Genomic DNA, 26,638 nt, shown 5'->3' with positions numbered 1-26,638 from the left:
TGCGGACGGCCTGCCGTCCCGCGCGCGTCATGTGGGGCCGCCGCCTCACGCGGGCTTGCGGCCGATGGAGCCGATCAGGGGGACCTCCGCGTTGATCCGCCGGCCGTGGCCGGGGAGCGGGAGCGCCGGGTCGGCGCTGACCGGTTCGAGGCCGGCGGAGAGGGCGGCGATCTCCTCCCGGGTGCGCGGCGCGAACGGGACGTCGGCCTCCTGGTACAGCTCGGCGACCGCGTCCAGCCCCGGCGTCCGCTCGGCGTGGGAGACCACCACGTGGCTGCCGGGCGGCAGCCCGGCCAGCAGCCGGGCGACGATGCCGCGCGGGTCGTCGGCGTCGGTGAGGGAGTGCAGCACGCTCAGCAGCAGCACCCCGACCGGCTCGGAGAAGTCGATCAGCGCGGTCACCTCGGGGTGCCGCACGATCCCGGCGGGGTCGCGGAGGTCGGCCGCGACGGCGTCGGTGTCGCCGTCGACGGCCAGCAGCGCCCGCGCGTGGCTGAGCACCATCGGGTCGTTGTCGACGTAGACGACCCGGCTGCCCGGGGCGGCCGTCCGGACGGTCTGGCCCACGTCGTCGCCGGCGGGCAGGCCGCAGCCGATGTCCAGGAACTGCCGGATCCCGGCCTGCCCGGCGAGGTGGCGGGTGGCCTGGCGCAGGAAGGCCCGGTTGACCCGGACGAGCCGGGACAGCACCGGCGCCGCCAGCAGCGCCCGGTCGGCGAGGTCGCGGTCGGGCGCGTAGTTGTCCTTGCCACCGAGCATGTAGTCGTACATCCGGGCGGCGCTGGGCGTCGCGGCGTCGACGGCGCCGCCGGGGTTCTCACGTCCCGCCGACGCGCGGCGGCCCGCGTGGGCCGGCACGGCCCGGCGGCTCCTGCTCAGCACCGATCCCGAGGTCACCGCACGCACCTTCCATTGCTGACGTCGGCCTCGAACCAGAACGTGATCGTTCCGTCGCCGTTGCGGCGGCTGCCGTGGCCGCTGGCGATCGCGGCGATCAGGTGCAGCCCCCGGCCGCTGACGGCGAGGGGGTCCTCGGGCATGGGCGGCACGGACCGGGCCGGCCCGGCGTCGATCACCTCGACCCGCACCCGGTCGCCGGCGCGCAGCACCGCGAGCGTGATCGTCCCGTCCCGGAGCGGCCGGGCGTGCAGGACCGAGTTGGTCACCGCCTCGCTGGTGAGGAGCTGGAGGTCGCCGAGCCCGGACGGGCCCGTGGCGAAGTGGTAGCCGACGAGTTCCCGGACGTAGGTGCGGGCCGGGCGGACGGCGGCCGGGGTGGAGGCGAGGTCGATCTCCCCCAGAAGGAGGTTCCCGTCCGCGTCGCCGTCCCAGTCGGCCGGGCTACAGAGTTCGAGGGAGGGTACGGCGGTCAGGACCGGAGGTCCGGGGCGCGCGTCCCGTACGTGGGTGGCGGTCTCACGTGGCCGTGGGGGGCTGTATCCGAACATGAGCGCTATGGCCTGCCGGGCTTGGGAGTTACGGCGGACAGGGGAGCCCGTCGATCTTCTGCTCGCACAACTCCCACTCTTACGCAGCCCGCGGGGTCGAGTCACTGTCGCTTGCATGCGTGCAATGGCCCTACGGCACGCTGCGGAAACACCCCTCCGGGGGCGTCGGGCTCACAGGTGGACGCGGTAGACCGTGGGCGGGCGGCCGGTGCCGCCGTGCTGCCGGCTGCCGAGCGGGGTGGCGCCCCCGGCCCGCTCGAGCCGCTTGAGGATGCGCCGCGCGGTCCGCTGCTGGACGGCGAGGTGGACGGCGACGTCGTGCGCGGTCAGCCCGTCCGGGCGCTCCCTGACCAGGTCGCGCAGCCGGGTGAGGGTCTGGGTGTTGAGCCCCGCGCGGCGGGCCAGCAGCGGGACGCTCTCGGCGCCGGGCTCGGCCGGCGGGCCCGCGGCGCCGCTCGGCTCGATCACGATGTCGACGTCGTCGGCCATCGCCACCACCCCGGCGGCGGCGCCGACCGACGCGGCGCGGTTGAGCGCGCGGCGGGCGAGCGACTCGGCCTCGGCGGCGGTGCGGCCGACCCCGAAGCCGATCCGCGCGGTGGGGTGCCGGGCCGCGAGCCGGTCGAGCAGGGGCAGCCGGGTGAACTGCGCGGTGGCCTGGTCGAGCAGGCCGCGGGTGGTGACCATCAGGTGCCGGTCGCCGGGCAGCGGGGTCAGGCTGGCGCCGAAGGAGACCACGTCGGCGGCCAGCCCCTCGTCGGCGCCGGGCAGCTCGATCAGGCCGAGCACGACCTGGGCGTCGCCGACCTCGCGGCCGATGGTGGTCAGCACCAGGGCCTGGAGGGTGGACCGGATCGAGAACCGGGACGGCGCGAGCCGGACGGTGTGCGTCTCGCGTTCCAGCACGTGGTACGCCGAGCCCAGGCAGGTGATCGCGACGCGGGCGCCGTGCCGGTCGCGGGCGGCGCGGTGGAACGCCACGATGTCGTCGGAGCCGAGGCCGGGCCGGTACGGCAGCACGTGCACGTGGTCGGTGGGGAGCTTGGCCTCGGTGAGGGTCTCCATCAGCTCGCTGCGCTGGAGCGTGTCGACCGAGATGCGGGTCACGTCGTGGCCGAGCCGCAGCAGCTCGACCAGCACCCGCAGCAGGGTGGCGCCGTCGTAGGACAGGTACATCGCCGGGCGGTCGACGACGCCCGCGCCGGTCGCGGTGGTGTAGGGGACGATGCCGGTGAACAGGAACGCGGTCACGTCGGCCTGGACCGACTCGACCAGCTCGACCGTCTCGCTCTCGTGCCGGTACGGCAGGGCGGTCAGCGTGGCGCCGCTCATCTCGGTGCCCACGGCGGTGACGCGCTGGACCAGGTCCTCCGGGCCGACGACCCCGATGGTGACCGGCATCAGCCCAGGTCTCCGGGGGCGGGACGGGTGAGACCGGTCATGCTGAGCTCCTTGGTTTTAGGTCCAGTCCTCAAAGGGAGGGTAGCGCACCGCTAGCCGTGCGGTTTTCGCGGTGGCCGTCGCCCCTTGACCGGCTGACGCCGGTGTCCTAAGTTCCGGCCAGGGCCGTAATTGGCCATCACCAACCGGGAGGTTGACATGACCGGAGCCTCGGCCGGCGGGCGGTTCCCCGGCGTCCTCGAACCGCGCGGCCGGACGATCGGCGCGGAGGAGCGCGCCGCCGTCCTGCGGGTGCTCGACTCGGCCGTGCTGTGCAGCACCTTCGGCACCGAGACCCGCGCCCTCGAAGCGGACATGGCCGACCTGTACGGCCGGTCCGCGGTCGCCTGCAGCTCGGGCACCGCCGCGCTGCACCTGGCCGTCGCCGCCGTGCGGCTCGACCCGGGCGACGAGGTCATCACCACCCCGATCTCCGACTTCGGCTCCATCGCCCCGATCATCGCGCAGAACGGGGTCCCCGTCTTCGCGGACGTGGATCCGGCCACCGGAAATCTCGACCCGGCCGCGGTCGAGGCCGCGATCACCCCGCGCACCCGCGCGATCCTCGCGGTGCACCTGTTCGGCGCCCCCGCGGACGCCGCCGCGCTGCGCGCGCTCGCCGACCGGCACGGCCTGCTCCTGATCGAGGACTGCGCGCAGGCGTGGCTCGGCGCCACCCCGGACGGCGAGCCGCTCGGCACGCTCGGCCACATCGCCTGCTTCAGCCTCCAGCAGTACAAGCACATCACCTCCGGGGACGGCGGGCTGGCGATCACCGCCGACGCGGAGCTGGCCGCCCGGATGCGGCTGTTCGCCGACAAGGGCTGGGACCGCGAGCACGGCCGGGTCCACCTGTCGCTCGGGCTGAACTACCGGATGACCGAGCTGGCCGCCGCCGTGGCGCGGGTCCAGCTCGGCCGGGTCGCCGGGGTCGTCGGACGGCGGCGGGACCTGGCGGCGCGGCTCCTGGCCGCGCTGGCGGACCTGCCCGGACTCGGCCTGCCCGACCCGGCGGGCCACGCCTGGTGGCTGTTCCCGTTCACCGTCCCGGACGAGCCGGGCAACCTCGCGTGGGTGCGGGAGCTCGCCGCCGAGGGCGTCCCCGCCATCGCCGGGTACCTGGACCGTCCGCTGTACGCCAACCCGGTGATGGCGGACGGGCCCGTCTACGGAACCTCGCGGTTCCCCCTGGAGGGCCGCGAGTACCCCGCCGGGCTGTGCCCGAACGCCGAACGGCTGATCGGCCGGACGCTGGTCGTGCTGAACTGGAACGAGGGCTACACCGCCGACGACGTCGACGTGATCGCGCAGGCGGTGCGCGCGGTGCACGCCCGTGGGTGGGGCGGCGCGGCATGAGGGTGGCGTTCGCGGGCCTCGCCACCGACTACCACCCGGCCATGGACGCGCGCCTCCTGCGCGAGCGCGGCGTCCACGACCTGGTGGTGTGGGCCGAGGACGCCGCCCGGTTCGCCGCCGAGTCCGGGGCCCGTCCGGCCGGGACCCTGGACGCGCTCATCGCGGCCCGCCCGGACGCGGCCATCGTCACCTGCCGCCCGGCTAGCGTGCCGGACGTGGTCCGGCGGCTCGCCGCAGCGGGGATCCCGGCGTTCATCACCAAGCCCGCCGTCGGCACCGCGGCGGACCTGGCCCGCCTGGACGAGGTCGTCACGGCCGCGCGGGCCCCGGTGTCGACGGCCTCGGTGCTGCGCTTCGCGCCGGAGACCGCCCGGCTCCGCGCGCGGCTCGGGGACGCGCCCGTGCTCGGCGTCCGGGTGACGGTCCGGCACGCGATCGACGCCTACCTGGCGCCGGAGCGCCGCTGGCTGGACGATCCGGCGCGCGGCGGCGGCACCCTGGCCACCATGGGCCTGCATGGTGTCGAGCTCGCCTCCGCGCTGCTCGGGACGGGCCTGACGGCGCGCTGGGCGGCGCGGGCGTCGCGCGTGCACGCCGGTTCCCTCTCCGAGGACACCGGCGTCATCGGGCTCGGCTGGCCGGACGGCCGCCACGGCGTGGTGGAGGTCCTCGGCGCCACCGAGCAGGAGTGGTACGAGGCGGCCGTGCACACCTCCGAGGGCACCCATACCGTGCGGCTCGACGGCGCGGCCCCCGGCCCGGACCCGTTCGGCTACGCCGGGACGGTCGAGGCGTTCCTCGCCGGGGTCGCCGCCGGACGTCCCGCCGTGCCGTGGGCGACGACCCGCGAGGTGCTCGCCGCGCTCGTCACGGCGCGCTCCCTCGCCGGCGGGTGATCAGCCCGGGGCCTCGGCGTCCAGCTCCTCCAGGCAGGCGATGACGCGGTCGCGCTCCGGCGCGGGCGGCGGGGGACCGTACGGGTCGTGCGCGGCGCCCTCCGGCAGCAGGCCGTCGTGGACGGCGGCCCAGTGCATCCGCTGGACGTAGCCCTCGATCGGCGCGTAGAAGGTCGCGGCGGCGAACCGGTCGAGCCGTTCGGAGGCGCGCACGAACGCGGCGTGGTCGCCGCCGGTCCAGGCCCGCAGGACCCGCGCGCTGAGCTCGGGCCGCGCCGCGGCGATGCCGACCAGCGCCGTGTCGGCCCCCCACATCAGGGACGGCCCGAACATCCGGTCCTCGCCGGTGATGCCGAGCCGGCCGGTGCCCCGTCCCGCCCACAGCGCGTCCTGGCAGCCGATCGCCCGGTCCAGCGTCGCGGTCTTGATGCCGAGCATCGAGGGCAGGGCGAGCAGCTCGCGGACGAGGTCCGGCGGGTAGGGGAACCCGCCCGCCTCCCCGTGCAGGTAGAACCCGACGAGCGGGAGCCCGGTCTCGGCGGCGACGCGCTCGTGCAGCCGCACCGTCCGGGCGGGCCCGTCGTCCAGGCCGCCGAACGCGGTCACCGGGTAGACCATCACCGCGTCCGCACCCAGCTCCGCCGCCCGCACCGCCATCGCCACCGTGGCGTCGGCGGCCTCCGCCAGGGACGGGCCGGTCAGCGAGCGCGGCGTGCCCGCCCCCGCCACGATCGGCAGCGGGGTCGCCTCCCGCCAGGCGCGCAGCACCCGCGCCCGGTCGGCGTCCGAGAGGTAGAGGCCGCGGCCGGTGTGCGCCCAGACCGCGACGCCGCCGATCGGCGCGGCGGCGATCCGCCGGGCGTACCCGGCGAGCGCGCCGTGGTCCACGGCGCCGTGCGGGTCCATCGGGGTGAGCACGGCGGGCAGCAGCGTGCCGCGGAGCCGTTCGACGAGGTGGTGCGCCGGTGGAGCGTCGTGCATCGGTGGAGCGCCTTGCATGGGTGGAGCGCCTTTCGTGCGGGGGTCCGGCTCAGACAGCATGGCCGAGCCCGGGGGCGTCCGGCACGGCGACCCACCCGTCGGCCCGCGCGAACGCGGCCGGGGCCAGCGGCTCGTCCCGGACCATGAGCGGCCCCACGAGGTCGGCGGGCACCGTCGCGCCGGGCAGCGCGGCGGCCAGGTGCAGCGCGGCGAGGGTCGCCACGCCGAGCTCCGGCATCGAGCCGATCTTGACCGCCAGCCCGGCCGCCTCCGCGACCGCCGCGACCCGCAGCGCCCGGTACAGCCCGCCCACCTTCAGGACCTTGATGTTCAGCACGTCGGCGGCGCCGCGCCGGACGATCTCCATGGCGTCCTGCGCCGACTGGACGCTCTCGTCGGCCATCACCCGGATCCCGACCCGCTCGCGCAGCCGCGCCATCCCGGCCAGGTCCCAGTGCGGCACCGGCTGCTCCAGCAGCGACAGCCCGGCGTCCGCCATCCGGATCAGCGCGGGCAGCGCGGTGGAGGCGTCATAGCCCTCGTTGGCGTCCAGGGCCAGCTCGGCATCCGGCGGCAGCGCGGCCCGGACGGCGCGCACCGTCTCCAGGTCGCGGGCGGGGTCCTCGCCGCCCTTGACCTTGATGTGCCGGAAGCCGAGCCCGGCGTACCGGGCCGCCTCCTCGGCCATCTCGTCGAGCGTGCCGAGGCCCACCACCCAGGCGATCGGCACCCGGTCCCGGACCCGCCCGCCGAGCAGCACGTGCACGGGCCACCCCGCGACCCGTCCGGCCAGGTCGTACAGCGCGATGTCCAGGGCCGCCTTGGCGACCCGCTGGCCGCGCAGCGCCGCGTCCATCGCCAGGTGGGCGCCGGCGAGGTCGAGCGGGTCGCGGCCGATCAGCGCGGGCGCCAGGTGCCCCTCGACCGCGGCGGCGACCCCGGCGAGGGTCTCCCCGGTGTAGGCGGTCATCGGCGAGGTCTCGCCCACCCCGATCGCGCCGTCCGCGGTCTCCACCTCGGCGACCAGGCTGATCAGCTCGGTGCTGACGCCGCTGCTGATCTGGAAGGGGCGGCGGTAGGGCGCCCGGACGACGCGGGTGCCGATCCGGACGATCCGGTCGCGGCCGGGCGCCGGGCGCTCGCCGGGTGGGGGGACTGGGACGTTCACGGGGGAGCTCCTAGGGTGGGCCGGAAACGCGGACCGAAATGATTACGGTCCGGACGTACTGGAGGGCGACACGCATGCGCCTTGGCCTTTATCTCAACCTCTACGGCGACACGACGGAGCGCTCCTCACTCAAAGACGCCGTCGAGCAGGCGCGGCTGGCCGAGCAGGCCGGATTCTCCTGGGTCGTCCTCGGCGAACGGCACCTGCACCGGCCCGGCTACCACGAGATCCTCACCTCGCTGACCTGGCTGGCCGCGCACACCGAGCGGATCGGCCTCGCCACCGCCGGGATCGTCGCGCCGCTCTACCAGCCGGTCGTGCTCGCCGAGACGCTCGCGCACCTCGACGTGCTGTCCGGCGGGCGGCTGACCGCCGGGTTCGTGCTCGGCTACCGGCCCGAGGAGTTCGCGCTCTACGGTGTCGGGCCGGCCGAGCGGGTGGCCCGGTTCGAGGAGTGCCTGACCCTGCTCACCCGGCTGTGGACGGAGGACGAGGTCACCTTCGACGGCCGCTTCACCCAGGTGCGGGAGGCGTTCCTGTCGCCCCGTCCCGTCCAGGACCCGAGGCCCCGGCTCTGGAACGGCTGCCGGGTGCCGGCCGCGCTGGAGCGGACGGCGCGGATGTGCGACGGGTGGACGACCTCGTTCAACGAGCTCGACGCCGACCTGCCCGGCAAGATCGCCGCCTACCGCGGCTTCCCGCGCGGCGCGGGCACGCTCGGCGCCGAGGTCATCGTGTGCCGCGAGGGCTACGCCGCACCGTCCTCGCAGCGGGCCCGGACCGCGCTGGAGGCCCCGCTGCGCGGGCTCTACGACGCCTACGGCGGCTGGAAGCGCACCTCCGCCGACGCCGGCCGGTACGCGCAGGGCTGGGACGAGATCGTCGCGCGCGGCGTCATCGGCTCGCCCGCGCAGTGCGCCGACCGCCTCGCCCGGTACGAGGCGATGGGCGCCGACGGCGTCGTCCTGCGGGTCCAGCCGCCCGGGATGCCGCAGGCGGACGCGCTCCGCGCGATCGAGGCGTTCGGCGAGCTGAACTCCGGCTGACCCGCCGGCGCCGGGCACCGCGCGTCCCCCGCCGCTCAGGCCGCGCGGGACGCGCGGAACGCCCGCCGGACCTTGGCCGCGGCGGTCGCGATGTCGGCGAGCGCGCCGTCATCGGCCATCAGCAGGTTCTGCCGCAGCCAGACCACCGAGTCCTCCGCCGCCTCGGCCACCGGGCAGGACACCGCGCCGGTGTGCGGGCGCAGGGCGGTCTCACGCGACAGCGACCGGTACCCGGCGTCCAGCGGGACGCCCTCCGCCTCCATCGCGGCCAGGAAGTCGGCCTTGGGCCGGCCGCCGAACTCCCGCGCGTCGTACCGCACCAGGCCGAGGTGCCGGGTGTGCCGGGTGGTGCCGTCCGGACCGGGCAGCAGGGTCAGCCCGCCGACGCCCGCGAGCTCCCCGGCCAGCAGCCCGGCGGCGCGCTCGCGCGCGGCGATCTGCGCGTCCAGCAGGTCGAGCTGCGGCAGCAGCAGCGCCGCCTGGAACTCGGTCATCCGCAGGTTCCAGCCGACCTCCGGATGCTCGTACCAGCCGCCCGCCAGCCGCCGCCCCACGTTGTGCAGCGACCACAGCCGCTCGTACGCCGCCGGATCGGAGGTCACCACGATCCCGCCCTCGCCTGCCGTCATCGCCTTGCTCGACTGGAAGCTGAAGCAGGCGGCGTCGCCGAGCGTCCCGGCGGGCCGGCCGCGCCAGGACGCGCCGTGCGCCTGCGCGGCGTCCTCGACGATCGCGACGCCGTGCGCCCGCGCCAGCTCCTCCAGCGGCTCGGGCGGCACCGGCGCCCCGGCCAGGTGCACCGGCATGACCGCCTTGGTGCGGGGGCCGATCAGCCGGGCGACCGCGTCCGGGTCCAGGTGCAGGGTGCCGGGGGTCACGTCGGCGAGCACCGGCCGCGCGCCCGCGAGCACCACCGCCGTCGCGCTCGCCACGAACGTGTACGCGGGGATGATCACCTCGTCGCCGGGCCCGGTGCCGAGCGCGCGCAGCGCGAGGAACAGCGCGACGGTCCCGTTCACCGTGCAGACCCCGTGCCGGGCGCCGGTGGACGCGGCGAACGCCGCCGCGAACGCGCCGACCCGGGTGCCGCCGGTGGCGCCCCACTCCCCGCCGTCCAGCACCTCCAGCAGCGCCGCGCGCTGCGCGGGTGTCGCGGGCGGCGGCCAGGCGGGCCAGCCCGCGGTCCGGACCGGGGTGCCGCCATCGAGCGCGAGCGTCATCGGGTTCCCTTCAGAAGCCGGGTCATGGTGCCGAACAGGAGCAGGTCGCGGTCGGCGGGGGCGATCGGCGCGAGCACGACCCGGCCGAGCCCGACCCGCAGGTCCAGGAAGAGCGCGTCCGAGCCGAACACCATGCGGTCCGCGCCCGCGGTCGCGACCAGCCGGGCGAGGTGCCGGGCGGTCATCCGCGATCCGCAGATCTCCAGCACCACGTTCGGGCACCGGTCCGCCACCCGCGCCGCCGCGTCGAAGCCGGCCGGCCACAGCCCGGCGTGCCCCATCAGCAGCGGGACGCCGGGGTGCCGTGCCGCGACCGTCGCGAACCGCTCCGGGTCCGACCACGCCGACCCGTGCTCGCCGTGGGAGAGCACGAGCCGGCCGCGGTCCGCGGCGAGCGCGAAGGCCGGCGCGTAGGCCGGGCCGTCCAGCGGGTACTGGTGCGTGTCGGGGTGGAGCTTCACCCCGATCACCGCGGGCTCGTCCAGCAGCTCGGCCAGCCGTGCCGGGGCCTGCCGGTCGTGCGGATCGTAGACGGCGTAGCCGAGCAGCCTGCCGGGACGGCGCGCGAGCTCGGCGAGCAGCAGGGCGTTGCCGGCGCGGGCGTCCGGGCCGACGCCCAGCAGGTGCGAGACGCACATCGTGGCGACCCCGGCGCGGTCCATCACCGACAGCAGTCCCGCGGTGGACGGGTCGGGGATGGCGAAGTTGAACCAGGAGCCGAGATGGCCGTGCGCGTCGATGACGCGCCCCCGCCACGCGTCGCCGCCGTCCACTGCGCCGCCTTCCACCGCGCCGCCTTCCGTCGTGTCGCCGTCCGTCATGCCGTCCACTCCTCGTCCGCGAGGCCGAGCAGGGCGCGGGCGTTGCCGCCCGCGATCAGGTCGACGTCGGCCTCGGGCAGGTCCAGCAGGTCGAGCTGGAACCGCGGGCCCGCGTCATCGCTCACCGGTGCGCCCGTCCCGAACAGCACCCGGTGCGGCCCGTACCGGCGGGCCAGCCACTCGACGGACAGGTGACCGCTCAGGGTGGCGGTGTCGACGCCGATCCGGGGATGGGCGTCCATCAGGTCGGCCAGCTCGCGCAGGCTCCGGTAGCCGGTGTTGATCAGCACGATGGGGAGCCGGGGCAGCCGCGCCGCGAGCCGGTGGACGTCCGCGGCCGGCGCCGACTCCCAGCCGAGCAGCACGCCGCCGCCCCGGTCGGCGACCTCGCCCGCGAGGGCCAGCCCGTGCGGGCCGGCCAGCGCGAAGCGGTGCTCGGCCGGGCACAGCCGGACCAGCCGGCCGGTGCCGGCGCCGGTGCCGAGCGGCCCCGGCACCAGCACCGGCACGTGGACGAGGCGTCCGGCGTCCGCCGTCCCGGCCGGTTGGGCATCCCCGTGTGAGGAGGCGCCGTGTTGGGAGGCGCCGTGCGCGGAGACGGGGTCGTAGTACAGCGCGTGCGCGTGGACGGCGCACGCCCGGTCGATCCGCAGCCGGTCCAGCTCGGCGATCAGACCGGGCGCGTCCGCGCTCGGCACCTCGCCGGTCGGGATCGGTCCGAGGATCCGGTTGACGTCGATGACGGTCCGCACGCCGGTCAGCCCTTGAGCCCGGTCATCGCGATGCTGTCGGTGAGGTACCGCTGGAGCAGCCCGAAGATCAGCAGGCTGGGCAGCACGGTGATGGACGCGCCGGCCATGATCTGGTTGATCGGGACGTTCTCGCTCTGGAGCGTGGCGAGCCCGACCGTCAGCGTCTGCATCTCGCCGGACTGGCCGATCACCAGCGGCCACAGGAAGTCGTTCCAGTGCCACAGGAAGACGAACACGCCCAGCGTGGCGAGCGCGGGCCGGATCAGCGGCAGCACGATCGTGACGAAGATTCGCCACTCGGACGCGCCGTCCAGCTCCGCCGCCTCGAACAGCTCGTCCGGGAGCTGCACGATGAACTGCCGCATCAGGAAGATCGCCTGTGCGTTGGCGAGGGTCGGGACGATCATCCCCCAGTAGGTGTCCACCCCGCCGAGCTTGGACACCAGGATGTAGGACGGGATCAGCGTCGCCTGGAACGGCACCATCAGCGTCGCCAGCAGGGCCCAGAACAGCGCGTCGCGGCCCGGGAAGCGCTTCTTGGCGAAGGCGTAGCCCGCCATCGAGGCGAACAGCAGGATCAGCACCACCGAGAGGAGCGAGAAGACCAGCGAGTTCAGCGTCCACCGCGGCAGGTCCGAGCTGGACAGCACGTGCTGGAAGTTCTCCAGCGTGAACCGGGTCGGCGTGAACGCGTCCGGGAAGGTGCGCCCGCCCGCCGGGGCGAACGCGACCAGCACCATCGCCGCGAACGGGACGACGGTCACCAGCGCGGTGAGCACCAGCAGGACCGGCAGGGTGAGCCGGCCCGCCCGGGGCCGCCGCGCCCGCGCCCCGCCCGGGGCCTTCGCGGATCTCGCGGGTTTCGCGGGGGGCCTGCGCGCGGCGGACTTTCCGGTGAGGGAGGCCACGGGTCAGTCCTCCCTTCCGACGAATCGACGTTGGATCAGCGACACGACCAGGACGATCGCGAACAGCACCAGCCCGATCGCGCTGGCGTAGCCGAAGTCGAAGAACTTGAAGCCCGAGTCGTAGAGCATGTAGACGAGCGAGTAGCTGGCCCGCACCGGCCCGCCGCCGGTCATCACGTACATCGCGTCGAAGACCTGGAACGACTGGATGGTCTCGATCACCAGCACGAAGAACAGCACCGGCCGCAGCATCGGCAGCGTGATGTGCCGGAACCGCTGCCAGGCCCCGGCGCCGTCGATCATCGCCGCCTCGGTGTAGGAGCGCGGGATGTTCTGGAGCCCGGCGAGCAGGATCAGCATCGAGTAGCCGAACCCCTTCCACGCCGCGGTCACCGCGATCGAGGGCAGCACCAGCCCGGCCCGGCCGAGGAAGTCGGTCGGGCCGACCGAGACCAGCCCGAGCAGCCCGTTGGCCAGGCCGTCCTCCGCGTCGTAGATCCACTTCCAGATCACCGCGGCCAGCACGATGCTGGTCACGTAGGGGAGGAAGAACACGCCGCGGAAGAAGCCCCGTCCCCACACCACGCGGTGCAGCACCATCGCGGTGCCGAGCGACAGCAGCACCGTCAGCGGCACGTACAGCACGACGTAGAGCAGCGTCACGGTCAGGCTGTCGAGGAAGAGGTCGTCCCCGGCGAGCCGGGTGTAGTTGTCGATCCCGACGAACGTCCAGTCGCCGTTCAGCCGGTAGTCGGTCAGGGACAGGAAGAACGCGCCGAGCGTCGGCCCGAACCGGAACAGGACGAACAGGATGATCATGGGGGCGGCGAAGAGCAGCCCCGCGCGCGCCTGCCTGCCCATCCGCCGCCGGGAGCGCGGGTGCGTCCCGGACGCCCGGCCGGGCACGGGGGGCGCCGCGGCCTCCGGAGCCGGGGCGGGCGCGGGGGGCGCCGCGGTCTCCGGAGCCGGGCCGGGCGCGGCCTTCGCGGGCCTGGCGAGTCGGCCGTCCACGCCGGTCAGCGCTGCCTGGCCAGCAGGTCGGCGGACTGCTCGGCCGCCTCGTCGAGCGCCTCCTTGGGCGTCTTCTTACCGGTCAGCGCCGCCTGGATCTCGGTGCGCAGCAGCGCCATCACCTGCCGGGCGGAGGCGTTGGTGTCGCCCGGGTAGGTGTACTGGAGCGCGTCCGCGAACTGCTGCGCGGCCGGGTCGGTCGCCGGGGTCTTCACGTCGGTGCGCGGCGACATGAACCCCGTCGCGGTGCTCAGGCCGGTGATCTGCTTGGGGCTGGTCATGAACCGGAGGAACTTCTCGGCGGCCTTGCCGTTCTTGGCGCGGGCGTTGACGGCCAGCCCGCCCGGCATGCCGAACGCGACCTGCTTGCGCGGGCCCTTGAGCGGCGCGCCGACGATGACGTTCTCCTTGCCCCAGGTCTTGGCGGCCAGCGCCGCGTCGGCGGGGACACTGGTGAACGCCGCCGCGACCTCCTGCTTCCCGAGCGCCTGGTCGGTGATCACGTTCTTGTTGGTGAGCGCGCTCCGGGGGACCGCGCCCTGCTTGTAGAGGTCGGTCAGGAAGGTCAGCGCCTCCAGCCCCTCGGGGCCGTTGAAGGCGACCTTCTTGCCGTCGGGGGAGAACACCGTCCCGCCGGCCTGCCACAGCAGCGGGTAGAAGTTCATGTTGAGGGACGCCTCGGGCGAGGCCGAGTAGTCGAGCGTGGCGTAGCCGGCCTTCTTCAGCTTGGGCGCGGCGGCCTTGATCTCGTCCCAAGTCTGCGGCGGGTCCTTGACACCGGCCTTGTCCAGCAGCTTCTTGTTGAACATCATGCTGGTCACGGTGTGGTAGATCGGCACCCCGTAGAGCTTGCCGTCGCTGCTCAGCGCGGCGAGCGCGGTGGGCAGGAAGGCGCTCTTGTCGCCGCCCAGCCCCCCGTCGACCGGGGCGAGCGTCCGGTTCGCGGCGTACGAGGGGATCTGGTCGGGCTGGAGCAGCACGACGTCCGGTCCCTTGCCCCCGGTCAGCGCGGTGGCGACCTTCTGGTCCCGGCCGTCCCACGGCTGGAGTTCGATCTTGAGGTCGACGCCGGCCTCGGCGGCCTCGAAGTCCTTCTCGATCTGCTTCCAGTAGGCACTGCTGGCCTGCTGGTCGGGGATCACCGGGTACATCCAGACGGTGAGGCCCTTGCCGGAGTCCCCACCGCCCCCGCAGGCGGAGGCGGTGAGCGCGGTGGCCGCCGCGAGGAGCGAGATCGACGTGGTGAACCTGCTGGCACGGATCTTCATCGGGCCCCTTAAATGGGAGTGACAGGGGGGTGAAAGGTGGGCGCCCATAACGGTCTAGGCCGAAAGTAGCTTCGGGGGAAATTGACTGTCAACGCTGCCTTTCGGCTCGGATCGGTGTCAGAGCCGGAGGTCGAAGAGCTCGGCCGCGTTGCGCCAGGCCACGCGCTCGGCCGCCGCGCCGGTCAGGCCCGCCGCCGCGACCGCGCCGAACGCCGACGCGGGGTCGATGAGCGTCGCGTCGGTCCCGAACAGCAGCCGGGCCGGATCGACCGCGGCGGCCACTTCGGCGAACCGGCCCGCCGGCGCGTGCGACCAGCAGGGCTCCAGGTACAGCCGGTCGCAGCCGCGGGCGGCCTCGATCGCGTGCCGGTGCCCGTCCGCCCCCATGTGCCCGGCGATCACCCGCAGGCCGGGCAGGTCCGCGCACAGCGCGGCGAGGTCGAGCACCGAGGTCCCCCAGGTGTGCACCAGCGCCGGGCACCCGAACGAGGCCACCATCGCGAGCGCGTCCCGGGTCTGCGGCGAGGTCACCGGCGAGCCGGTGTAGTCGGTGTGGAGCTTCACGCCCACGAACCGTCCGGTGGGCAGGTACTCGGCCAGGTCGCGCTCGGCCTCGGCGAGCCTGCGCGGGTTCACCGTCACGTACCCGTACAGCCGGTCGTTCCCCTCCAGCGCCGCCGCGAGCGCCCGGTTGCCGCGCGGCGCGTCGTAGATGACCGCCTCGGACGAGGACACCACGGCCAGGTCGATGCCGTACCGGTCCATGACCGCCAGGTTGGCCCCGGCCACGTCCATGGTGAAGAACCAGGGGCCCAGGTGGGCGTGCACGTCGATGATCACGATGCCTCCAGGAGACGGCGCGCGTTGCCGCCGGCGACGGCGGCCCGGTCGGCGGGGCCGAGCCCGCTGGTGGCCAGGCGGAGCAGCGGGACGAGGGGCTCGGCGTGCGGCGTCCGCGAGCCGAACACCAGCCGGTCCGCGCCGATCGCGGACGCGGCGGTCTCCAGGGCGTCGGGCGAGTTGAGCAGCCGGGTGGAGGTGTGGAACCCCGGTTCGCCCGCCGCCGCGACCAGGAAGTCGCCGAGGTGGTAGAAGTGCGTGTCCAGGAAGACCACCCGGGCGCCGAGGCCGCTGAACGGCGCCCAGAACCGGCGCACGTCGCCGCCGGTGAGGACGGTCAGCCCGAGCGCGGCGGCCCGCCTGGCGACATGCCTGACCGCGGGGAACCCGGCCTCGACCTTCTGCTCGTCCGGGAACAGCCGGACCGCCCGCACCGAGGCCGCCGCCAGCCGCTCCATCTCCGCGGCGGCGCCGATCGGGTCGCGCAGGTCGAGCGCGCCGACCGGCAGCATCGAGGCCGCGCCGCCTCCGCCGTCCCCGCCGTCCGCGCCCCCGCCGTTCCCGCCTTCCGGTTCCTTCGCCTGTGCGAGCACCTCGTCGTTTCCCGAGGTCATGTCGTAGAGCGCGCCGCGCAGGCTCGCCACCGCGCCGGTCGCGATCCGGTGCCCGGCCAGGGCGGCGAGCACCGCGCCCGGGGTGCCGTCCGGACCGTCCCGGTCCGGGAATGTGCCGATCAGGACGTCGAGGTCGAGGGTCACCTCGAGATCGCCCAGCCTTTGTTCCGCATCGAATGCCGTCACCGAACCGCCTCCGTCTGGAATATCGGTCGTGACCATAATCGGCCGTTCCCCATATATCAAGGCGCTTTAGGCATTGACTGGCCCGTCATCCCTCATTACGGTCCAGCCCTAAAGTCGATACTTAGGAGGTCCGGCATGCCCCCCAGCCGACCCGTGCGCGCCGCCCTCGTCGCCGCCGTCCTGGCCCTGGCCCTGGTCCCGCCCGCACCGGCGGGCGCGGCCCCCGCGCCCGGCGCGCCCGGCGCGCCCGGGGACGCGAAGGGGGCGGCGGGGACGGGACCGTGCGCGGCGCCCGGCTACCGGACCTTCGGGACGGCGTCCGAGACCGGAGCGATCGTGGGCGCCACCGAGTACGACGGCCACGCCTACGTCGTCACCCGGGGGCTGAAGCCGCCGGTGCTGGCCGAGATCGACCTGGCCACCCGGAAGGTCGTCCGCCAGGTGCCGCTCCCGGACGCCCCGGCGGCGGGCGCGGCGGAGGGCGGGTGGGCCACCACCGTCGCCGCCGGCAAGATCTACGTCGGCACCTACCCGGTGCCCGACCTCTACCGGTTCGACCCGGCGACGGGCGAGGCCGAGCACCTGGCGTCGTTCGGCCGCGAGGGCGGTTTCATCTGGAGCCTCGCCACCGCGCCGGACGGCACGGTCTACGCCGGCACCTACCCGGACGGCAAGGTGCACGAGTATGTCCCGTCGACCGGCGCGGTGCGCGACTTCGGGGTCCTGGCGGCGGGCGAGCGGTACGTGCACGCCGTCGCCGCGGACGCCACCACCGTGTACGCCGGGCTGCTCGACAAGGCCAGGCTGGTCGCGATCAGCCGGGCGGACGGGACCGTCCGCGAGCTGGCGGCCGGCGGCGCCGGGTTCGGCACCGTGGCCGAGCACGGCGACCGGGTGCTCGGCGCCAGCGGGTCCACGCTCTACGACGCCCGCAAGGACGGCGGCGACCTGCGCACCGTCGACCTCGGCGAGATCAGTCTGGACGCCATCGCCTTCGCCGCCGACGGTACCGCGTACCTGTCGTCCAGGCCGAAGGGCACCGTCTACCGCTACCGGACCGGCGACACCGCGCTGACCGAGGTCGGCACCCCGCGGACCGGCGAGGAGACGCGCGCCCTCGTCTTGGACGGCGGCACGCTGCGCGGCTACTCCGGCAGCGGGGGCATGTGGACGATGGACCTGGCGTCCCGCGAGAGCGTCTACACCGACCTGATCGAGGCGGGCCTGAAGCCCGGCTCCGAACGGCCGCAGTCGATCCTGCGCGACCAGAAGGGCCGGGTGTACGTCGGCGGCCACTACTCGGTGACCAGGCATGATCCGGCCACCGGCGCCCGGCACCGGTTCTGGGTGCCGGGCGAGCCCAAGGCCATGGTGGCGCGCGGCGGCAAGCTGTACGCGGCGATCTACCCGAGCGGGCAGATCATCGAGATCGACCCGAGGACGGACGCGATCCGCAGCCTCGGCTACCTCGGGCACGGCCAGCAGCGGCCCTGGGATCTGGAGTACGACCCGCGGACCGACAAGCTGCTGGTCGCCTCGGCGCCGCTCGGCGCGCACCTGGAGGGCGCGCTGTCGGTGGTCGATCCCGACACCGGCGACACGCAGGTGTACGAGGGCGTCATCCCCGAGCAGAGCCTGATGAGCCTGTCGCTCGACTCCGCGGCGGGCGTGGTCTACCTCGGCGGGGACGTGCTGGGGGGCGGCGGCACCCCGCCGACGAAGACCTCCGCGTCCGTCGCCGCGTTCGACCTCGGGACGCGCACGGTCCGGTGGACCGTCGACCCGGTCCCCGGCCACCGCACCTTCCAGGACGTCAAGGCGCACGGCGGTGTGCTGTACGGGGTCTACAAGCGGGACGCGAGCTGGTTCGCGATGGACCTGGCCACCCGCCGGATCACCCACCAGGGGCCGCTGACCGGGTACGGCGAGCTGACCGTCCACCGTGGCAGGGTGTTCGCCTCCACCTTCTTCGGCGGCGGGAACGTCCATGTGCTCGGCACCGAGGCCGAGCCGGTCGCGACCGGGCTCGGCGACGAGTGGTACACCGACCCGCAGCTCGCCTTCGAGCCCGGCTCCTGGGACGCGTGGGCGCTGGTGGGCCGCGAGCTGGCGAAGATCAGGCTGGACCCGCGCTGCCCCACCCTGACCATCCCGTCCGCGTGAGGCCCGCCGCGTGAGGTCCGCCGCGGCGCGCCGTCCCCGCGGGGAGCGGTGCGCCGTGGCGGCGTGCGTCAGCCGGAGATCGCGATGCGCACCAGGTTGCGCGCCCGCACCCCGTACAGCGCCCGGTGGGACGGGTCGAGCGCGAGCTTGGGCTCGCCGCCGAACCACTCGCCGGCCAGCCCCTCGGTGATCGCGGTGACCCGCAGCGTCCTCAGCTCGATCTTGTACACGGCCTTCCCGTCGGTGGTGTAGGCGGCCCGCCCGGCGATGTGCAGGTCGCCGCAGCGGGCCGCCACCTTCACGGTCCGGGTGACCTCGCGCTTGGACAGGTCGTACTCGAACAGCATCCCGTTGTCGGTCACCCCGTACACGGCGTGCTCGGTGTGCGCGAGACCCGGGACGACCTTCGCGCCCGGTACCGGCTCCACCTGCCACAGCAGCCTGCGCCGGCGCAGGTCGTAGGCGGCCAGCCGCGCGGTGGTGGTGACCGGCGGCAGACCGAGGCCCTCCTGGACGTTGGTGCCGAGGTAGGCGACGCCGCCGCGGCAGGTCACCCCGTACAGGCTCTGCCGGTCGACCACCGGCCGGTGCGTCTCGTACGCCTTGGTGCGCGGGTCGTACAGGGAGAGCGCGCCGTTGGTCTGGCCCGGCTCGGGCTGCGTGGACATCACGATGAAGCCGGTCGTCCGGTCGTGGTCGAGGTCGCGCGGGCGGTCCTGCTGGTTCCCGGTGCGGGCGAGCAGCTCGGCCCCGGTGCCGCCCGCGTGGTGCGCGTACAGCAGCGCCTGGGTGTAGACGCCCAGGTAGGTGGTGTCCCGCACGGTCAGCGCGGCCTTGGGCTCGCCGGGGACGCTCAGCCGGGTGCGGGTGCCCGCCGCCAGGTCGTGGACGTCCGCGCCGCCCTTGCCGCCGACGTAGACGCGGGCGCCGTCGGAGTGCACCGACATCGGCTGCTCGGCGGCGGCCTTGTAGCCGCGCTTCACCAGGTCGGTGTAGGTGAGGGAGCCGTCCGCCGGGTCGTAGCGGAAGACCGCGCCGTCCTGGACGCCGTACACGCGCCCCTCGTGGGCGAGCAGCCGGTGCGAGGCCGCCTCGGGGTAGGGCACGCCGAGCTTCTCGACCGTCCCGCCGTCGAGCGCGCACCGGTACAGCGCGCCGGACGGGCGGCCGGTGAAGTAGACGTACCCGTCGTGGACGAGCACGGTCGGCACGTACTTCTCGCCCGTCGTGAGCACCCGGGCCCCGGCCGGGGCGGACGTGTCGAGCAGGAGCACCTCGCCGCTGGAGGAGATCCCGCCCGCCAGGTGCGTGCCGGACACGCTCAGGCTCGCCACGAAGTCGCGGCCCGCGAGCGAGGCGGGCAGCAGGTCGCGCTTGGCGCCGGTCGCCCGGTCGATCGCGATGAGGTGGGCCTTCGCGCCGATCCCCGCGTACACCGTGGTCTCGTCCGCGGCGATGCTGCGGACGTAGGCCTCGCCCTCGACGATCACGCCGAGGTCGCGGTCCGTGCCGGTCGCCGGGTCGTGCTCGACCACCCGGCCCGGCTCGGAGATCGCGAGGAGGACCTTGCCGTCGGGGGACGCCGCGACGTTCCAGATGTAGGGGTAGGGGTAGCCGCCCACCTTGGTCGCGGTGCCGGTGAGCGTGTCGAGCCGGTACAGGTCGGACGTGCCGTGGGTGCCCACGTACACGTCGGTGCCGACCTTGCACATCGCCCACACGCCGATGCCGGTGGGGATGTCGACATGGCCGGTCACGGTGTCCTTGGCCAGGTCGTAGGCGCCGACGACGTTGGGCGAGAGGCCGCGCGTCCCGGTGTAGAGGACGCCGCCCACGAACTCCCCGTTGCCGAGCGGGGTGGAGACGCTGGCGGGGCCGAGGTCGGTGATCGTGCCCTCGCGCGCCCCGGCCCCGGGGGAGGAGGCGCGGGCGGGGACGGCGGACAGGAGGGGGAGCCCGCTCGCCGCGGCGGCGGTCTGGAGGAATCGGCGGCGCTGGATCATGAGGGGTGCCTTTCGGTCGAGACCGGAAGTGATCGCCCCCGCAGCGTAGCGATCATTCTTCTTCCGGTCAGGACCCTAAATCGACGCCGTTCGGTCAGCCCGGGAGCAGGTCCCGGGCCCACAGCGCGGCGCCGAGGCGGCCCGCGTCCTGGCCGTGCCGGGCGCGGACCAGCCGGGGCGGCCGGTGGAAGGTCAGCCGCCGCCGCACGCCGTCCCGCAGGGGGTCCATCAGCAGCGCGCCCGCCTCGGACAGCCCCCCGGCGATGACGATCACCTCGGGGCCGAGCAGCGCGGTCGCCGCGACGAGCGCGGCGGCCAGGTGCTCGACCGCGTCGGCCCAGACGGCGGCGGCGTCCGGGTCGCCCTCGGCGGCCAGCGCCGCGACCGTCGCCGCGGTCGCCTCCCGTCCGGTCCGGCGGGTGAACCTGCGCCCGATCGCCGCCGCCGACGCCACCGCCTCCAGGCACCCCGTCGCGCCGCACACGCAGGGCTCGTCGGCGCCGCCGGCCGCGCCGCCGACGGGGATGTGGCCGAGTTCGCCCGCGTAGCCGCCGGCGACGCAGAGCCGTCCGTCGATCACTACGGCCGCGGAGAGCCCGGTGCCGATGGGGACGATGAGCGCGTCGCGGGCCCCCCGGGCGGCGCCGAGCACGAGCTCGGCCGTCCCGCCGGCGCGGACGTCGTGCCCCACCCGGACCGGGAGCCCGGTCCGGGCGGCGAGCCGCTCGCGGAACGGGACGTCGCGCCAGCCGATGTTCTCCGACCAGATCGCGGTGCCGGTGTCGTCGTCGACGATGCCGGGCACCGCGACCCCGATCGCCGCCGCGCCGTCCCCGCGGGCCTCGGCGAGCAGCGCGTCGACGGCCGCGTACACGGCCTCGACCGCGTCCTCGCCCTTCGGGGTGGGGCGGCGCAGCGAGGACAGGTACCGGAGGTCCTCGGTGAGGACGGCGCCCTTCATCGACGTCCCGCCCACGTCGAGCGCGACGAGCCGCCGCCCGCCCGGTATCGGGGGCGGCTTCCGCGGGGGAGAGGGAGGGGAGCCGTGGTTCATATGCGGACCTCGTAGTTCGGACGGGATGTTTGTCATATACCGGTATTGTTTCGCAGGTAGGAGGAGGAATGCCGAGACAAGTCGACCATGACGAACGGCGCCGGCTGATCGGCGAGGCCGTGCTGCGGGTCGCCGCGGAGCGCGGCCTCGAGGCGGCGAGCATGCGCGAGGTCGCCACCGAGGCGGGGGTTTCGGTCGGTCTCGTCCAACATTATTTTGCGAGCAAGGACGCACTGGTGCTGTTCGCCACCGGACTGCTGCGCGAACGGTTCGAACGCCGGGTCGCGAGCGCCGCGGCACCGTCCACGCAGTTCGACGGGATCCGCGCCGTCCTGCTCGCGTTCCTGCCGCTCGACGGGGCGGGACGCCTCGAGGCGCTGTCGGGCATGGCGGTCTTCATCCGCGCCCTGAACGATCCCGGGCTCGCGGGCCGCTACCGGTACGGGCGCGAGCGGATCGTCGCGGCAGTGACCGAGCGGCTCGACACCGCGGTCGCCGCGGGAGAGGCCCGCGAGGACCTCGACACCGAGCTGGAGGCGCACGCCCTCCTCGCCGTCGTGGGCGGGCTCGTCCCCGACCTGCTCTTCGGCCACCTCTCGTCCGAACGGGCCCTGCGCATCGTCGACCATCGACTCGGCGCCCTGTCGGCCGGACCGGATGTGTCGATGGCGGCGCGATGAGCGCGAAGCCGAACGGCGGCGTGGGCTTTTCACTCCGGACCGATTTCTGTGCCTTGACCGAAGGGGCCGGTTCGGTTCACTCTTGCGCCCGTGCCCGCGCAGTCCGACGCGATATCTGGAGAGCCGATGGAGCAAGCATTCCGCCCGATCGTCCTCGACCCGGCCGGTGGCGACATCCACGCCGAGGCCGCGACCCTCAAGGCGCGGGGGACCCTGACCCGGGTGGAGCTGCCCGACGGCGTGGCGGCGTGGGCGGTGACGAGCCAGCAGGCGCTGCGCCGGCTGCTGACCGATCCCCGGGTGTCCAAGGATCCGCGGCACTGGCCCGAGTTCGTCAACGGGAAGATCTCCGAGGGCTGGTCGCTGTACCTCTGGGTGGCGGTGAAGAACATGTTCACCGCCTACGGCTCCGACCACCGGCGGCTGCGCTCGCTGGTGTCCCAGGCGTTCACGCCGCGCCGCGTCGCCGAGATGCGCCCGCAGATCGAGGAGATCACCACCGAGCTGCTCGACGCGCTGGCCGAGGCGCCCGGGGGCCGGGCCGACCTGCGCGAGGGGTTCGCCTACCCGCTGCCGATCGAGGTGATCTGCCGCCTGCTCGGCGTGCTGGACGAGACCCGCCCGAGGCTGCGCCGGGCCGTCGACGGCATCTTCAGCACCGACCAGACCCCGGAGGAGGTGCAGGCCACCCAGGTCGAGATCTACACGATCCTGACCGAGCTCGTCGCGGCCAAGCGCGAGGCTCCCGGCGACGACCTGGCCAGCGCGCTCGTGTCCGCCCGCGGCGACGACGGCTCGCGGCTCGACGAGGCCGAGCTGGTCGACACGCTGCTCCTGATGATCTCGGCGGGCCACGAGACGACCGTCAACCTCCTCGACCACGCCGTGACGGCCATGCTCACCCACCCCGAGCAGCTCGATCTCGTCCGCTCGGGAGGGGCGTCCTGGAACGACGTGATCGAGGAGACGCTCCGCTGGCAGGCGCCGGTCGCCAACCTGCCGCTGCGGTACGCGGTGGAGGACATCGACGTCGACGGCGTGACCATCGCCAAGGGCGAGGCGATCCTGGCCGCCTACGCCGCCGCCGGACGCGACGCGTCCGTGCACGACGACGCCGACAGCTTCGACATCACCCGGCCGGGCAAGGACCACTTGGCGTTCGGCCACGGGGTGCACTTCTGCCTGGGCGCCCCCCTCGCGCGGCTGGAGGCCGAGGTCGCCCTCCCGGCCCTCTTCGACCGCTTCCCCACGGCCGCCCTCGACGTCGACCCGGCCGGGCTCCGGCCGGTCGGATCGTTCATCTCCAACGGGCACCAGGCGCTCCCCGCCACGCTGACCGCGGACTGACCGCCCGTCGCCCGGGTGAGGGCGGGTTTGTCGGGGCGCTTCAGTACGGTGTGGCCGCATGAGCGATCAACTTTCCCCTCTCGTGCTGCCGGACGAGGACACCCTGGTGATCCCGTCGGTGTGGCGGCGGCGCCTGCACCCGCGGCGCGGCGGGGTTTTCGTGCCGAAGGTCAGGCTCGCCGCCGGGGCGGGCGAGACGCTGCGCGCACTGTCGGAAGAGGTCCGCGACGACGCCGTCCGCTTCGCCGCGCACCCCGGCAGCGACCCCGGGCTGGCCGAGGGTACCCGCGCCCACCTCGGCGGCGACGCCGACGCGCGGGGCGCGGCGGTGGTCGCGGCCCTGGCGGTCAAACGCGCCCGGAGCCACACCGCCGACTGCCACATCCGGTTCGTGGACGGCTGGACCGCCGTCCACGGCCTGGCGTTCGCCGCGTGCGCGTTCACCGAGCTCTGCGACCTGGACGGCACGAAGCCCCGACCGCCGGACGAGGCGCAGGTGGACCCGTACCGGGTGCCGGACGCCGCCCGCCGTCTCAGGACGATCCTGTCGGCCGCGCCCGAGGACGAGTTCCAGGCGGCCGTCCAGGCGCTCGCCGGGCACCGGGGGACGGCGACCAAGCGGCTCCTCACCGCGTACCTGGTACCGACCAGGACCGACTGGGTGGACGAGTACCGCGCTGGAACGCCGCTCAAGGACTACGGCCACGAGGGGTCGCTGCTGCTGTGCGCGCTCGGGTCGGCCGAGCAGTTCGCCGAGGTCGTCCCGATGACGGGTCTCGGCTACGCCCCCGATCTCCTCGCCACCCTGCTCGAGGGCGTCGGCCCGGCCATCGCGCCGTCCGTGGCGGCGTCGCTCGACCTCCCCTACCTCGAGAGCCGGCTGCGGGCGGCGCTCCTCGAAGTGCTCGTCGCGCTGCCCACCGACGAGGCGTTCGGGCTGCTGCTGGAACGCGCGGACCAGCCGGCCATCCGGGCCGCCGTGCTGGAGGCGATGGAGCGCTACCCGGTGCGGGCGCTCCGCGTCCTCGCGCGGGCCGAGGGCGACACCGCCGCCGAGCTCCTGAAGGAGCACCTGGCCGTCTCCGCGGAGCTCGTCGCGGCCGTCCTCGCCGACCTTCCGGCGGACGTGCGGGAGGTGATCGCCCGCGTCGCGGACGCGTCCGGACGGGTCGCCGAGGCGCCGCCGGAGGCGCTGCCCCGCGTGCTGGTCGACCCGCCGTGGACCCGCGAGCAGCCGGAGCCGGTCGTCATCAAGGGGCTGGTCCCGCCCGCCGGGACGGTCATGGCGTGGCGGCCGGGGGAGCGGGAGGAATGGCTGGACGAGCGGCTCCGCTTCGACCAGCGGGTGTGGAAGGGCGGCGACGGCCGGGAGAGGAGCTACGTACTGTCCGACCTGATCGCCGCCCACCGGTCCGGTTCACTCGATGAGGGCGAGCGGCTCAAACTCTTCGTCGGCGCCCCCGAGGACAGGGTCCGGCCCTGGCTGGCGGACTGGAAGGCCGAGTTCGGAGAGCTCGCCGGTTACTCGTACCACGCCGACCACGTCCTCAAGTCGCTGAAGTTCCTCGCCGCCCGCCACGAGCTCGACGCGTGGCCCGCCCTGCTGCGCATCGCCCGGTCGGACGTGGCGCGAGCGGGCGAGGTGCTGTCCCCGTACTGCGACGCCGAGGCGGCCAGGCTGATGGCCGACCGGCTCCTGCGGGTCGGGTCCGCACGGGAGGCGGCCTCCGCCTGGCTGACCCGGCACGCGGTGCGCGCCGCGGCGATGCTCGTCCCGGACGCGTTCGGCAAGGGCGCCGCGCGCCGGTCGGCCGCACTGGGGGCGCTGCACCACCTGGCCGCGGGGATCGGCGCCGCCGAGGTCGTCGCGGCGGTCCGGGAGGCGCACGGCGACGAGGCGGCGGAGGCCGTCGCGGCGCTGCTGGCGTCCGACCCGCAGGACCTCGTCCCGCGCAAGGTGCCCGAGGTCGGGGAGTTCGCCAACCCGGCCGTGCTCCCGCAGGTGCTGCTGCGCGACGGCGGGCGGGCGCTCCCGGACGGCGCGGTCCGGCACCTGGTGACCCTGCTCGCGATGTCGGGCCCGGACGCCGCCGACCCGGGGCTCGCGCCGGTCGTGGAGGTGTGCGACCCGGATTCGCTCGCCGCGTTCGGCTGGGCGCTGTTCGAGCGGTGGCGGCGGCACGGCGAGCCGTCCGGCGACGCGTGGGTCATGGTCGCGCTCGGCCGCCTCGGCGGCGACGCCGAGGCGCGCGCGCTGGCGCCGGTCATCCGGGCCTGGCCCGGCGAGAACGGCCACCACAAGGCGGTCAAGGGCCTCGACACGCTCGCGCTGATCGGCACCGACACGGCGCTGACGCAGCTCCACGGCATCGCGCAGAAGGTCAGGTTCAAGGCGCTCAAGACGCGCGCCCAGGAGAAGATCGAGCAGGTCGCCGAGGGGCTCGGCCTGACCGGTGACCAGCTCGGCGACCGGCTGCTGCCCGGCTTCGGGCTGGACGAGCGCGGCGGCATGGTCCTGGACTACGGCCCGCGCCGGTTCCTGGTCGGGTTCGACGAGCAGCTCAGGCCGTTCGTCGCCGACGAGGACGGGACGCGCCGCAAGAGCCTGCCGAAGCCGGGCGCCAAGGACGACGCCGAGCTGGCGCCCGCGGCGTACCGGCGGTTCACCGAGCTGAAGAAGGACGTCCGCGCGATCGCCTCGGCCCAGGTCCGCCGGATGGAGCTGGCGATGGTCACCGGTCGCCGCTGGTCGCCCGGGGAGTTCACCGAGTACCTCGTCGGGCACCCGCTGGCGTGGCACCTGGTCCGGCGGCTGGTGTGGGTGGCCGAGCACGAGGACGGGACGGCGACCGCGTTCCGTCCGGCCGAGGACCGCACGTTCGCCGACGTGGACGACCGGGCGTTCGCCCTGCCGGAGTCGGCGCGGATCGGCGTCGCGCATCCGCTGCACCTCGGCGATGAGCTGAAGGCGTGGGCGGAGCTGTTCGCCGACTACGAGCTCACGCAGCCGTTCCCGCAGCTCGGACGGGAGGTGCACGCGCTCACCGGCACCGAACGGGCCGGCGCCCGCCTCGAACGGTTCGAGGGGCTGAACGTGCCGTTCGGCAAGGTGCTGGGCCTGGAGAAGCGCGGCTGGCGGCGCGGCGCGCCGATGGACAACGGCACCGAGCGCTGGATCTCCCGCGAGGTCCCCGGCGGCCTGTACGTCGTGATCGCCCTGAGGCCGGGCATCCAGGTCGGCTACGTCGACATGGACCTCGAGCAGAACCTCGAGAACGTGTGGATCGCCGACCGGCCGAGCGACTTCCACCAGTGGCGGGAGAATCCGTACACGCTGGACCGGCTCGACCCGATGACGGCCTCGGAGGTCCTCGCTGACCTCGCCGACCTGGAGGAGGCCGCGACCGGCTGAGCCCCCGCCTCCTGAGGCCCCTGG

The 26,638-nt window shown here is 74.6% G+C and carries 22 protein-coding genes; 7 read left to right on the top strand and 15 right to left on the bottom strand.

Going from position 1 to position 26,638, the window contains the following annotated elements:
- Positions 1 to 45: 45 nt before the first annotated feature.
- The 3 genes from OHA34_RS15185 to OHA34_RS15175 form a co-directional block, all read right to left on the bottom strand.
- Positions 46 to 897, bottom strand: coding sequence for an SAM-dependent methyltransferase (locus OHA34_RS15185; protein ID WP_329521996.1), 852 nt, complete (start codon positions 895 to 897; stop codon positions 46 to 48).
- A complete protein-coding gene (locus tag OHA34_RS15180; RefSeq protein WP_285941804.1) occupies positions 894 to 1,448 on the bottom strand; it encodes an ATP-binding protein in 555 nt (184 codons plus the stop codon). The genes OHA34_RS15185 and OHA34_RS15180 overlap by 4 nt, the downstream gene beginning before the upstream one ends.
- Positions 1,449 to 1,619: 171 nt before the next feature.
- The gene (locus tag OHA34_RS15175; RefSeq protein ID WP_285941803.1) at positions 1,620 to 2,849 is read right to left on the bottom strand and encodes a hypothetical protein; all 1,230 of its coding nucleotides are present in this window, start codon (positions 2,847 to 2,849) and stop codon (positions 1,620 to 1,622) included.
- A 198-nt stretch (positions 2,850 to 3,047) separates the two neighbouring features.
- Here OHA34_RS15175 and OHA34_RS15170 point away from each other — a divergent pair, with 198 nt between their 5' ends.
- Together OHA34_RS15170 and OHA34_RS15165 are read left to right on the top strand one after the other, a co-directional pair.
- Positions 3,048 to 4,244, top strand: a complete 1,197-nt coding sequence (locus OHA34_RS15170; protein WP_285941801.1) for a DegT/DnrJ/EryC1/StrS family aminotransferase — start codon at positions 3,048 to 3,050, stop codon at positions 4,242 to 4,244.
- Entirely contained in the window at positions 4,241 to 5,140 is a 900-nt protein-coding gene (locus tag OHA34_RS15165; RefSeq protein WP_329521995.1) for a Gfo/Idh/MocA family protein, read from the top strand. The genes OHA34_RS15170 and OHA34_RS15165 overlap by 4 nt, the downstream gene beginning before the upstream one ends.
- Here the strand turns inward: OHA34_RS15165 and OHA34_RS15160 are convergent, their stop codons facing one another.
- Both OHA34_RS15160 and OHA34_RS15155 read right to left on the bottom strand, forming a co-directional pair.
- Complete coding sequence (locus OHA34_RS15160; RefSeq protein ID WP_329521994.1) at positions 5,141 to 6,121, bottom strand: dihydrodipicolinate synthase family protein; 981 nt, start codon at positions 6,119 to 6,121, stop codon at positions 5,141 to 5,143.
- Positions 6,122 to 6,170: 49 nt separating this feature from the next.
- Positions 6,171 to 7,289: a mandelate racemase/muconate lactonizing enzyme family protein gene (locus tag OHA34_RS15155; RefSeq protein WP_285941797.1), complete on the bottom strand. Its 1,119-nt coding sequence runs from the start codon at positions 7,287 to 7,289 to the stop codon at positions 6,171 to 6,173.
- Positions 7,290 to 7,363: 74 nt separating this feature from the next.
- On the opposite strand from OHA34_RS15155, the gene OHA34_RS15150 reads away from it, so the two are divergent.
- Entirely contained in the window at positions 7,364 to 8,335 is a 972-nt protein-coding gene (locus OHA34_RS15150; protein WP_329521993.1) for an LLM class flavin-dependent oxidoreductase, read from the top strand.
- 35 nt (positions 8,336 to 8,370) lie between these two features.
- Here OHA34_RS15150 and OHA34_RS15145 read toward each other — a convergent pair whose 3' ends face one another.
- The 8 genes from OHA34_RS15145 to OHA34_RS15110 all read right to left on the bottom strand — a co-directional run bounded on the left by OHA34_RS15145 (position 8,371) and on the right by OHA34_RS15110 (position 15,955).
- The gene (locus OHA34_RS15145) at positions 8,371 to 9,555 is read right to left on the bottom strand and encodes a DegT/DnrJ/EryC1/StrS family aminotransferase (RefSeq protein ID WP_329521992.1); all 1,185 of its coding nucleotides are present in this window, start codon (positions 9,553 to 9,555) and stop codon (positions 8,371 to 8,373) included.
- Positions 9,552 to 10,376, bottom strand: coding sequence for an amidohydrolase family protein (locus OHA34_RS15140; protein WP_285941791.1), 825 nt, complete (start codon positions 10,374 to 10,376; stop codon positions 9,552 to 9,554). Before OHA34_RS15140 ends, OHA34_RS15145 begins: the two co-directional genes overlap by 4 nt.
- A complete protein-coding gene (locus OHA34_RS15135) occupies positions 10,373 to 11,128 on the bottom strand; it encodes an amidohydrolase family protein (RefSeq protein WP_329521991.1) in 756 nt (251 codons plus the stop codon). The genes OHA34_RS15140 and OHA34_RS15135 overlap by 4 nt, the downstream gene beginning before the upstream one ends.
- 5 nt (positions 11,129 to 11,133) lie before the next feature.
- Entirely contained in the window at positions 11,134 to 12,036 is a 903-nt protein-coding gene (locus OHA34_RS15130) for a carbohydrate ABC transporter permease (RefSeq protein ID WP_285941788.1), read from the bottom strand.
- A 3-nt stretch (positions 12,037 to 12,039) separates the two neighbouring features.
- Positions 12,040 to 13,047 (bottom strand): carbohydrate ABC transporter permease, encoded by a 1,008-nt coding sequence (locus tag OHA34_RS15125; RefSeq protein WP_285941786.1) that lies wholly within the window; start codon positions 13,045 to 13,047, stop codon positions 12,040 to 12,042.
- A 5-nt stretch (positions 13,048 to 13,052) separates the two neighbouring features.
- Positions 13,053 to 14,315 (bottom strand): extracellular solute-binding protein, encoded by a 1,263-nt coding sequence (locus OHA34_RS15120; protein WP_329521990.1) that lies wholly within the window; start codon positions 14,313 to 14,315, stop codon positions 13,053 to 13,055.
- Positions 14,316 to 14,432: 117 nt separating this feature from the next.
- Positions 14,433 to 15,155: an amidohydrolase family protein gene (locus tag OHA34_RS15115; RefSeq protein WP_329521989.1), complete on the bottom strand. Its 723-nt coding sequence runs from the start codon at positions 15,153 to 15,155 to the stop codon at positions 14,433 to 14,435.
- Positions 15,152 to 15,955 (bottom strand): amidohydrolase family protein, encoded by an 804-nt coding sequence (locus OHA34_RS15110; RefSeq protein ID WP_329521988.1) that lies wholly within the window; start codon positions 15,953 to 15,955, stop codon positions 15,152 to 15,154. The genes OHA34_RS15115 and OHA34_RS15110 overlap by 4 nt, the downstream gene beginning before the upstream one ends.
- Positions 15,956 to 16,090: 135 nt before the next feature.
- Here OHA34_RS15110 and OHA34_RS15105 point away from each other — a divergent pair, with 135 nt between their 5' ends.
- Entirely contained in the window at positions 16,091 to 18,118 is a 2,028-nt protein-coding gene (locus OHA34_RS15105; RefSeq protein WP_329521987.1) for a hypothetical protein, read from the top strand.
- A 68-nt stretch (positions 18,119 to 18,186) separates the two neighbouring features.
- On the opposite strand, the gene OHA34_RS15100 is transcribed toward OHA34_RS15105, so the two are convergent.
- Both OHA34_RS15100 and OHA34_RS15095 read right to left on the bottom strand, forming a co-directional pair.
- The gene (locus tag OHA34_RS15100; RefSeq protein ID WP_329521986.1) at positions 18,187 to 20,121 is read right to left on the bottom strand and encodes a WD40 repeat domain-containing protein; all 1,935 of its coding nucleotides are present in this window, start codon (positions 20,119 to 20,121) and stop codon (positions 18,187 to 18,189) included.
- A 94-nt stretch (positions 20,122 to 20,215) separates the two neighbouring features.
- The gene (locus tag OHA34_RS15095) at positions 20,216 to 21,175 is read right to left on the bottom strand and encodes an ROK family protein (protein WP_329521985.1); all 960 of its coding nucleotides are present in this window, start codon (positions 21,173 to 21,175) and stop codon (positions 20,216 to 20,218) included.
- Positions 21,176 to 21,243: 68 nt separating this feature from the next.
- Between OHA34_RS15095 and OHA34_RS15090 the strand changes: the two genes are divergently transcribed.
- The 3 genes from OHA34_RS15090 (at position 21,244) to OHA34_RS15080 (ending at position 26,614) form a co-directional block, all read left to right on the top strand.
- Entirely contained in the window at positions 21,244 to 21,855 is a 612-nt protein-coding gene (locus tag OHA34_RS15090; protein WP_329521984.1) for a TetR/AcrR family transcriptional regulator, read from the top strand.
- Positions 21,856 to 21,981: 126 nt separating this feature from the next.
- Positions 21,982 to 23,202 (top strand): cytochrome P450 family protein, encoded by a 1,221-nt coding sequence (locus tag OHA34_RS15085; RefSeq protein WP_329521983.1) that lies wholly within the window; start codon positions 21,982 to 21,984, stop codon positions 23,200 to 23,202.
- A 58-nt stretch (positions 23,203 to 23,260) separates the two neighbouring features.
- Entirely contained in the window at positions 23,261 to 26,614 is a 3,354-nt protein-coding gene (locus OHA34_RS15080) for a DUF4132 domain-containing protein (protein WP_329521982.1), read from the top strand.
- Positions 26,615 to 26,638: the final 24 nt, after the last annotated feature.

It is taken from the genome of Spirillospora sp. NBC_01491, assembly GCF_036227065.1.
In the GTDB taxonomy this organism is placed as follows: domain Bacteria; phylum Actinomycetota; class Actinomycetes; order Streptosporangiales; family Streptosporangiaceae; genus Spirillospora; species Spirillospora xylanilytica.
This window is presented reverse-complemented; position numbering and strand designations above follow the sequence as displayed.

What these genes read in the sequence shown, in the direction of transcription:
- OHA34_RS15180 (WP_285941804.1), bottom strand. Translation starts at nt 1,448, where the DNA reads ATGTTCGGATACAGCCCCCCACGGCCACGTGAGACCGCCACCCACGTA.
- OHA34_RS15175 (WP_285941803.1), bottom strand. Translation starts at nt 2,849, where the DNA reads ATGCCGGTCACCATCGGGGTCGTCGGCCCGGAGGACCTGGTCCAGCGC.
- OHA34_RS15170 (WP_285941801.1), top strand. Translation starts at nt 3,048, where the DNA reads ATGACCGGAGCCTCGGCCGGCGGGCGGTTCCCCGGCGTCCTCGAACCG.
- OHA34_RS15165 (WP_329521995.1), top strand. Translation starts at nt 4,241, where the DNA reads ATGAGGGTGGCGTTCGCGGGCCTCGCCACCGACTACCACCCGGCCATG.
- OHA34_RS15160 (WP_329521994.1), bottom strand. Translation starts at nt 6,121, where the DNA reads ATGCACGACGCTCCACCGGCGCACCACCTCGTCGAACGGCTCCGCGGC.
- OHA34_RS15150 (WP_329521993.1), top strand. Translation starts at nt 7,364, where the DNA reads ATGCGCCTTGGCCTTTATCTCAACCTCTACGGCGACACGACGGAGCGC.
- OHA34_RS15145 (WP_329521992.1), bottom strand. Translation starts at nt 9,555, where the DNA reads ATGACGCTCGCGCTCGATGGCGGCACCCCGGTCCGGACCGCGGGCTGG.
- OHA34_RS15140 (WP_285941791.1), bottom strand. Translation starts at nt 10,376, where the DNA reads ATGACGGACGGCGACACGACGGAAGGCGGCGCGGTGGAAGGCGGCGCA.
- OHA34_RS15120 (WP_329521990.1), bottom strand. Translation starts at nt 14,315, where the DNA reads ATGAAGATCCGTGCCAGCAGGTTCACCACGTCGATCTCGCTCCTCGCG.
- OHA34_RS15105 (WP_329521987.1), top strand. Translation starts at nt 16,091, where the DNA reads ATGCCCCCCAGCCGACCCGTGCGCGCCGCCCTCGTCGCCGCCGTCCTG.
- OHA34_RS15100 (WP_329521986.1), bottom strand. Translation starts at nt 20,121, where the DNA reads ATGATCCAGCGCCGCCGATTCCTCCAGACCGCCGCCGCGGCGAGCGGG.
- OHA34_RS15095 (WP_329521985.1), bottom strand. Translation starts at nt 21,175, where the DNA reads ATGAACCACGGCTCCCCTCCCTCTCCCCCGCGGAAGCCGCCCCCGATA.
- OHA34_RS15090 (WP_329521984.1), top strand. Translation starts at nt 21,244, where the DNA reads ATGCCGAGACAAGTCGACCATGACGAACGGCGCCGGCTGATCGGCGAG.
- OHA34_RS15085 (WP_329521983.1), top strand. Translation starts at nt 21,982, where the DNA reads ATGGAGCAAGCATTCCGCCCGATCGTCCTCGACCCGGCCGGTGGCGAC.
- OHA34_RS15080 (WP_329521982.1), top strand. Translation starts at nt 23,261, where the DNA reads ATGAGCGATCAACTTTCCCCTCTCGTGCTGCCGGACGAGGACACCCTG.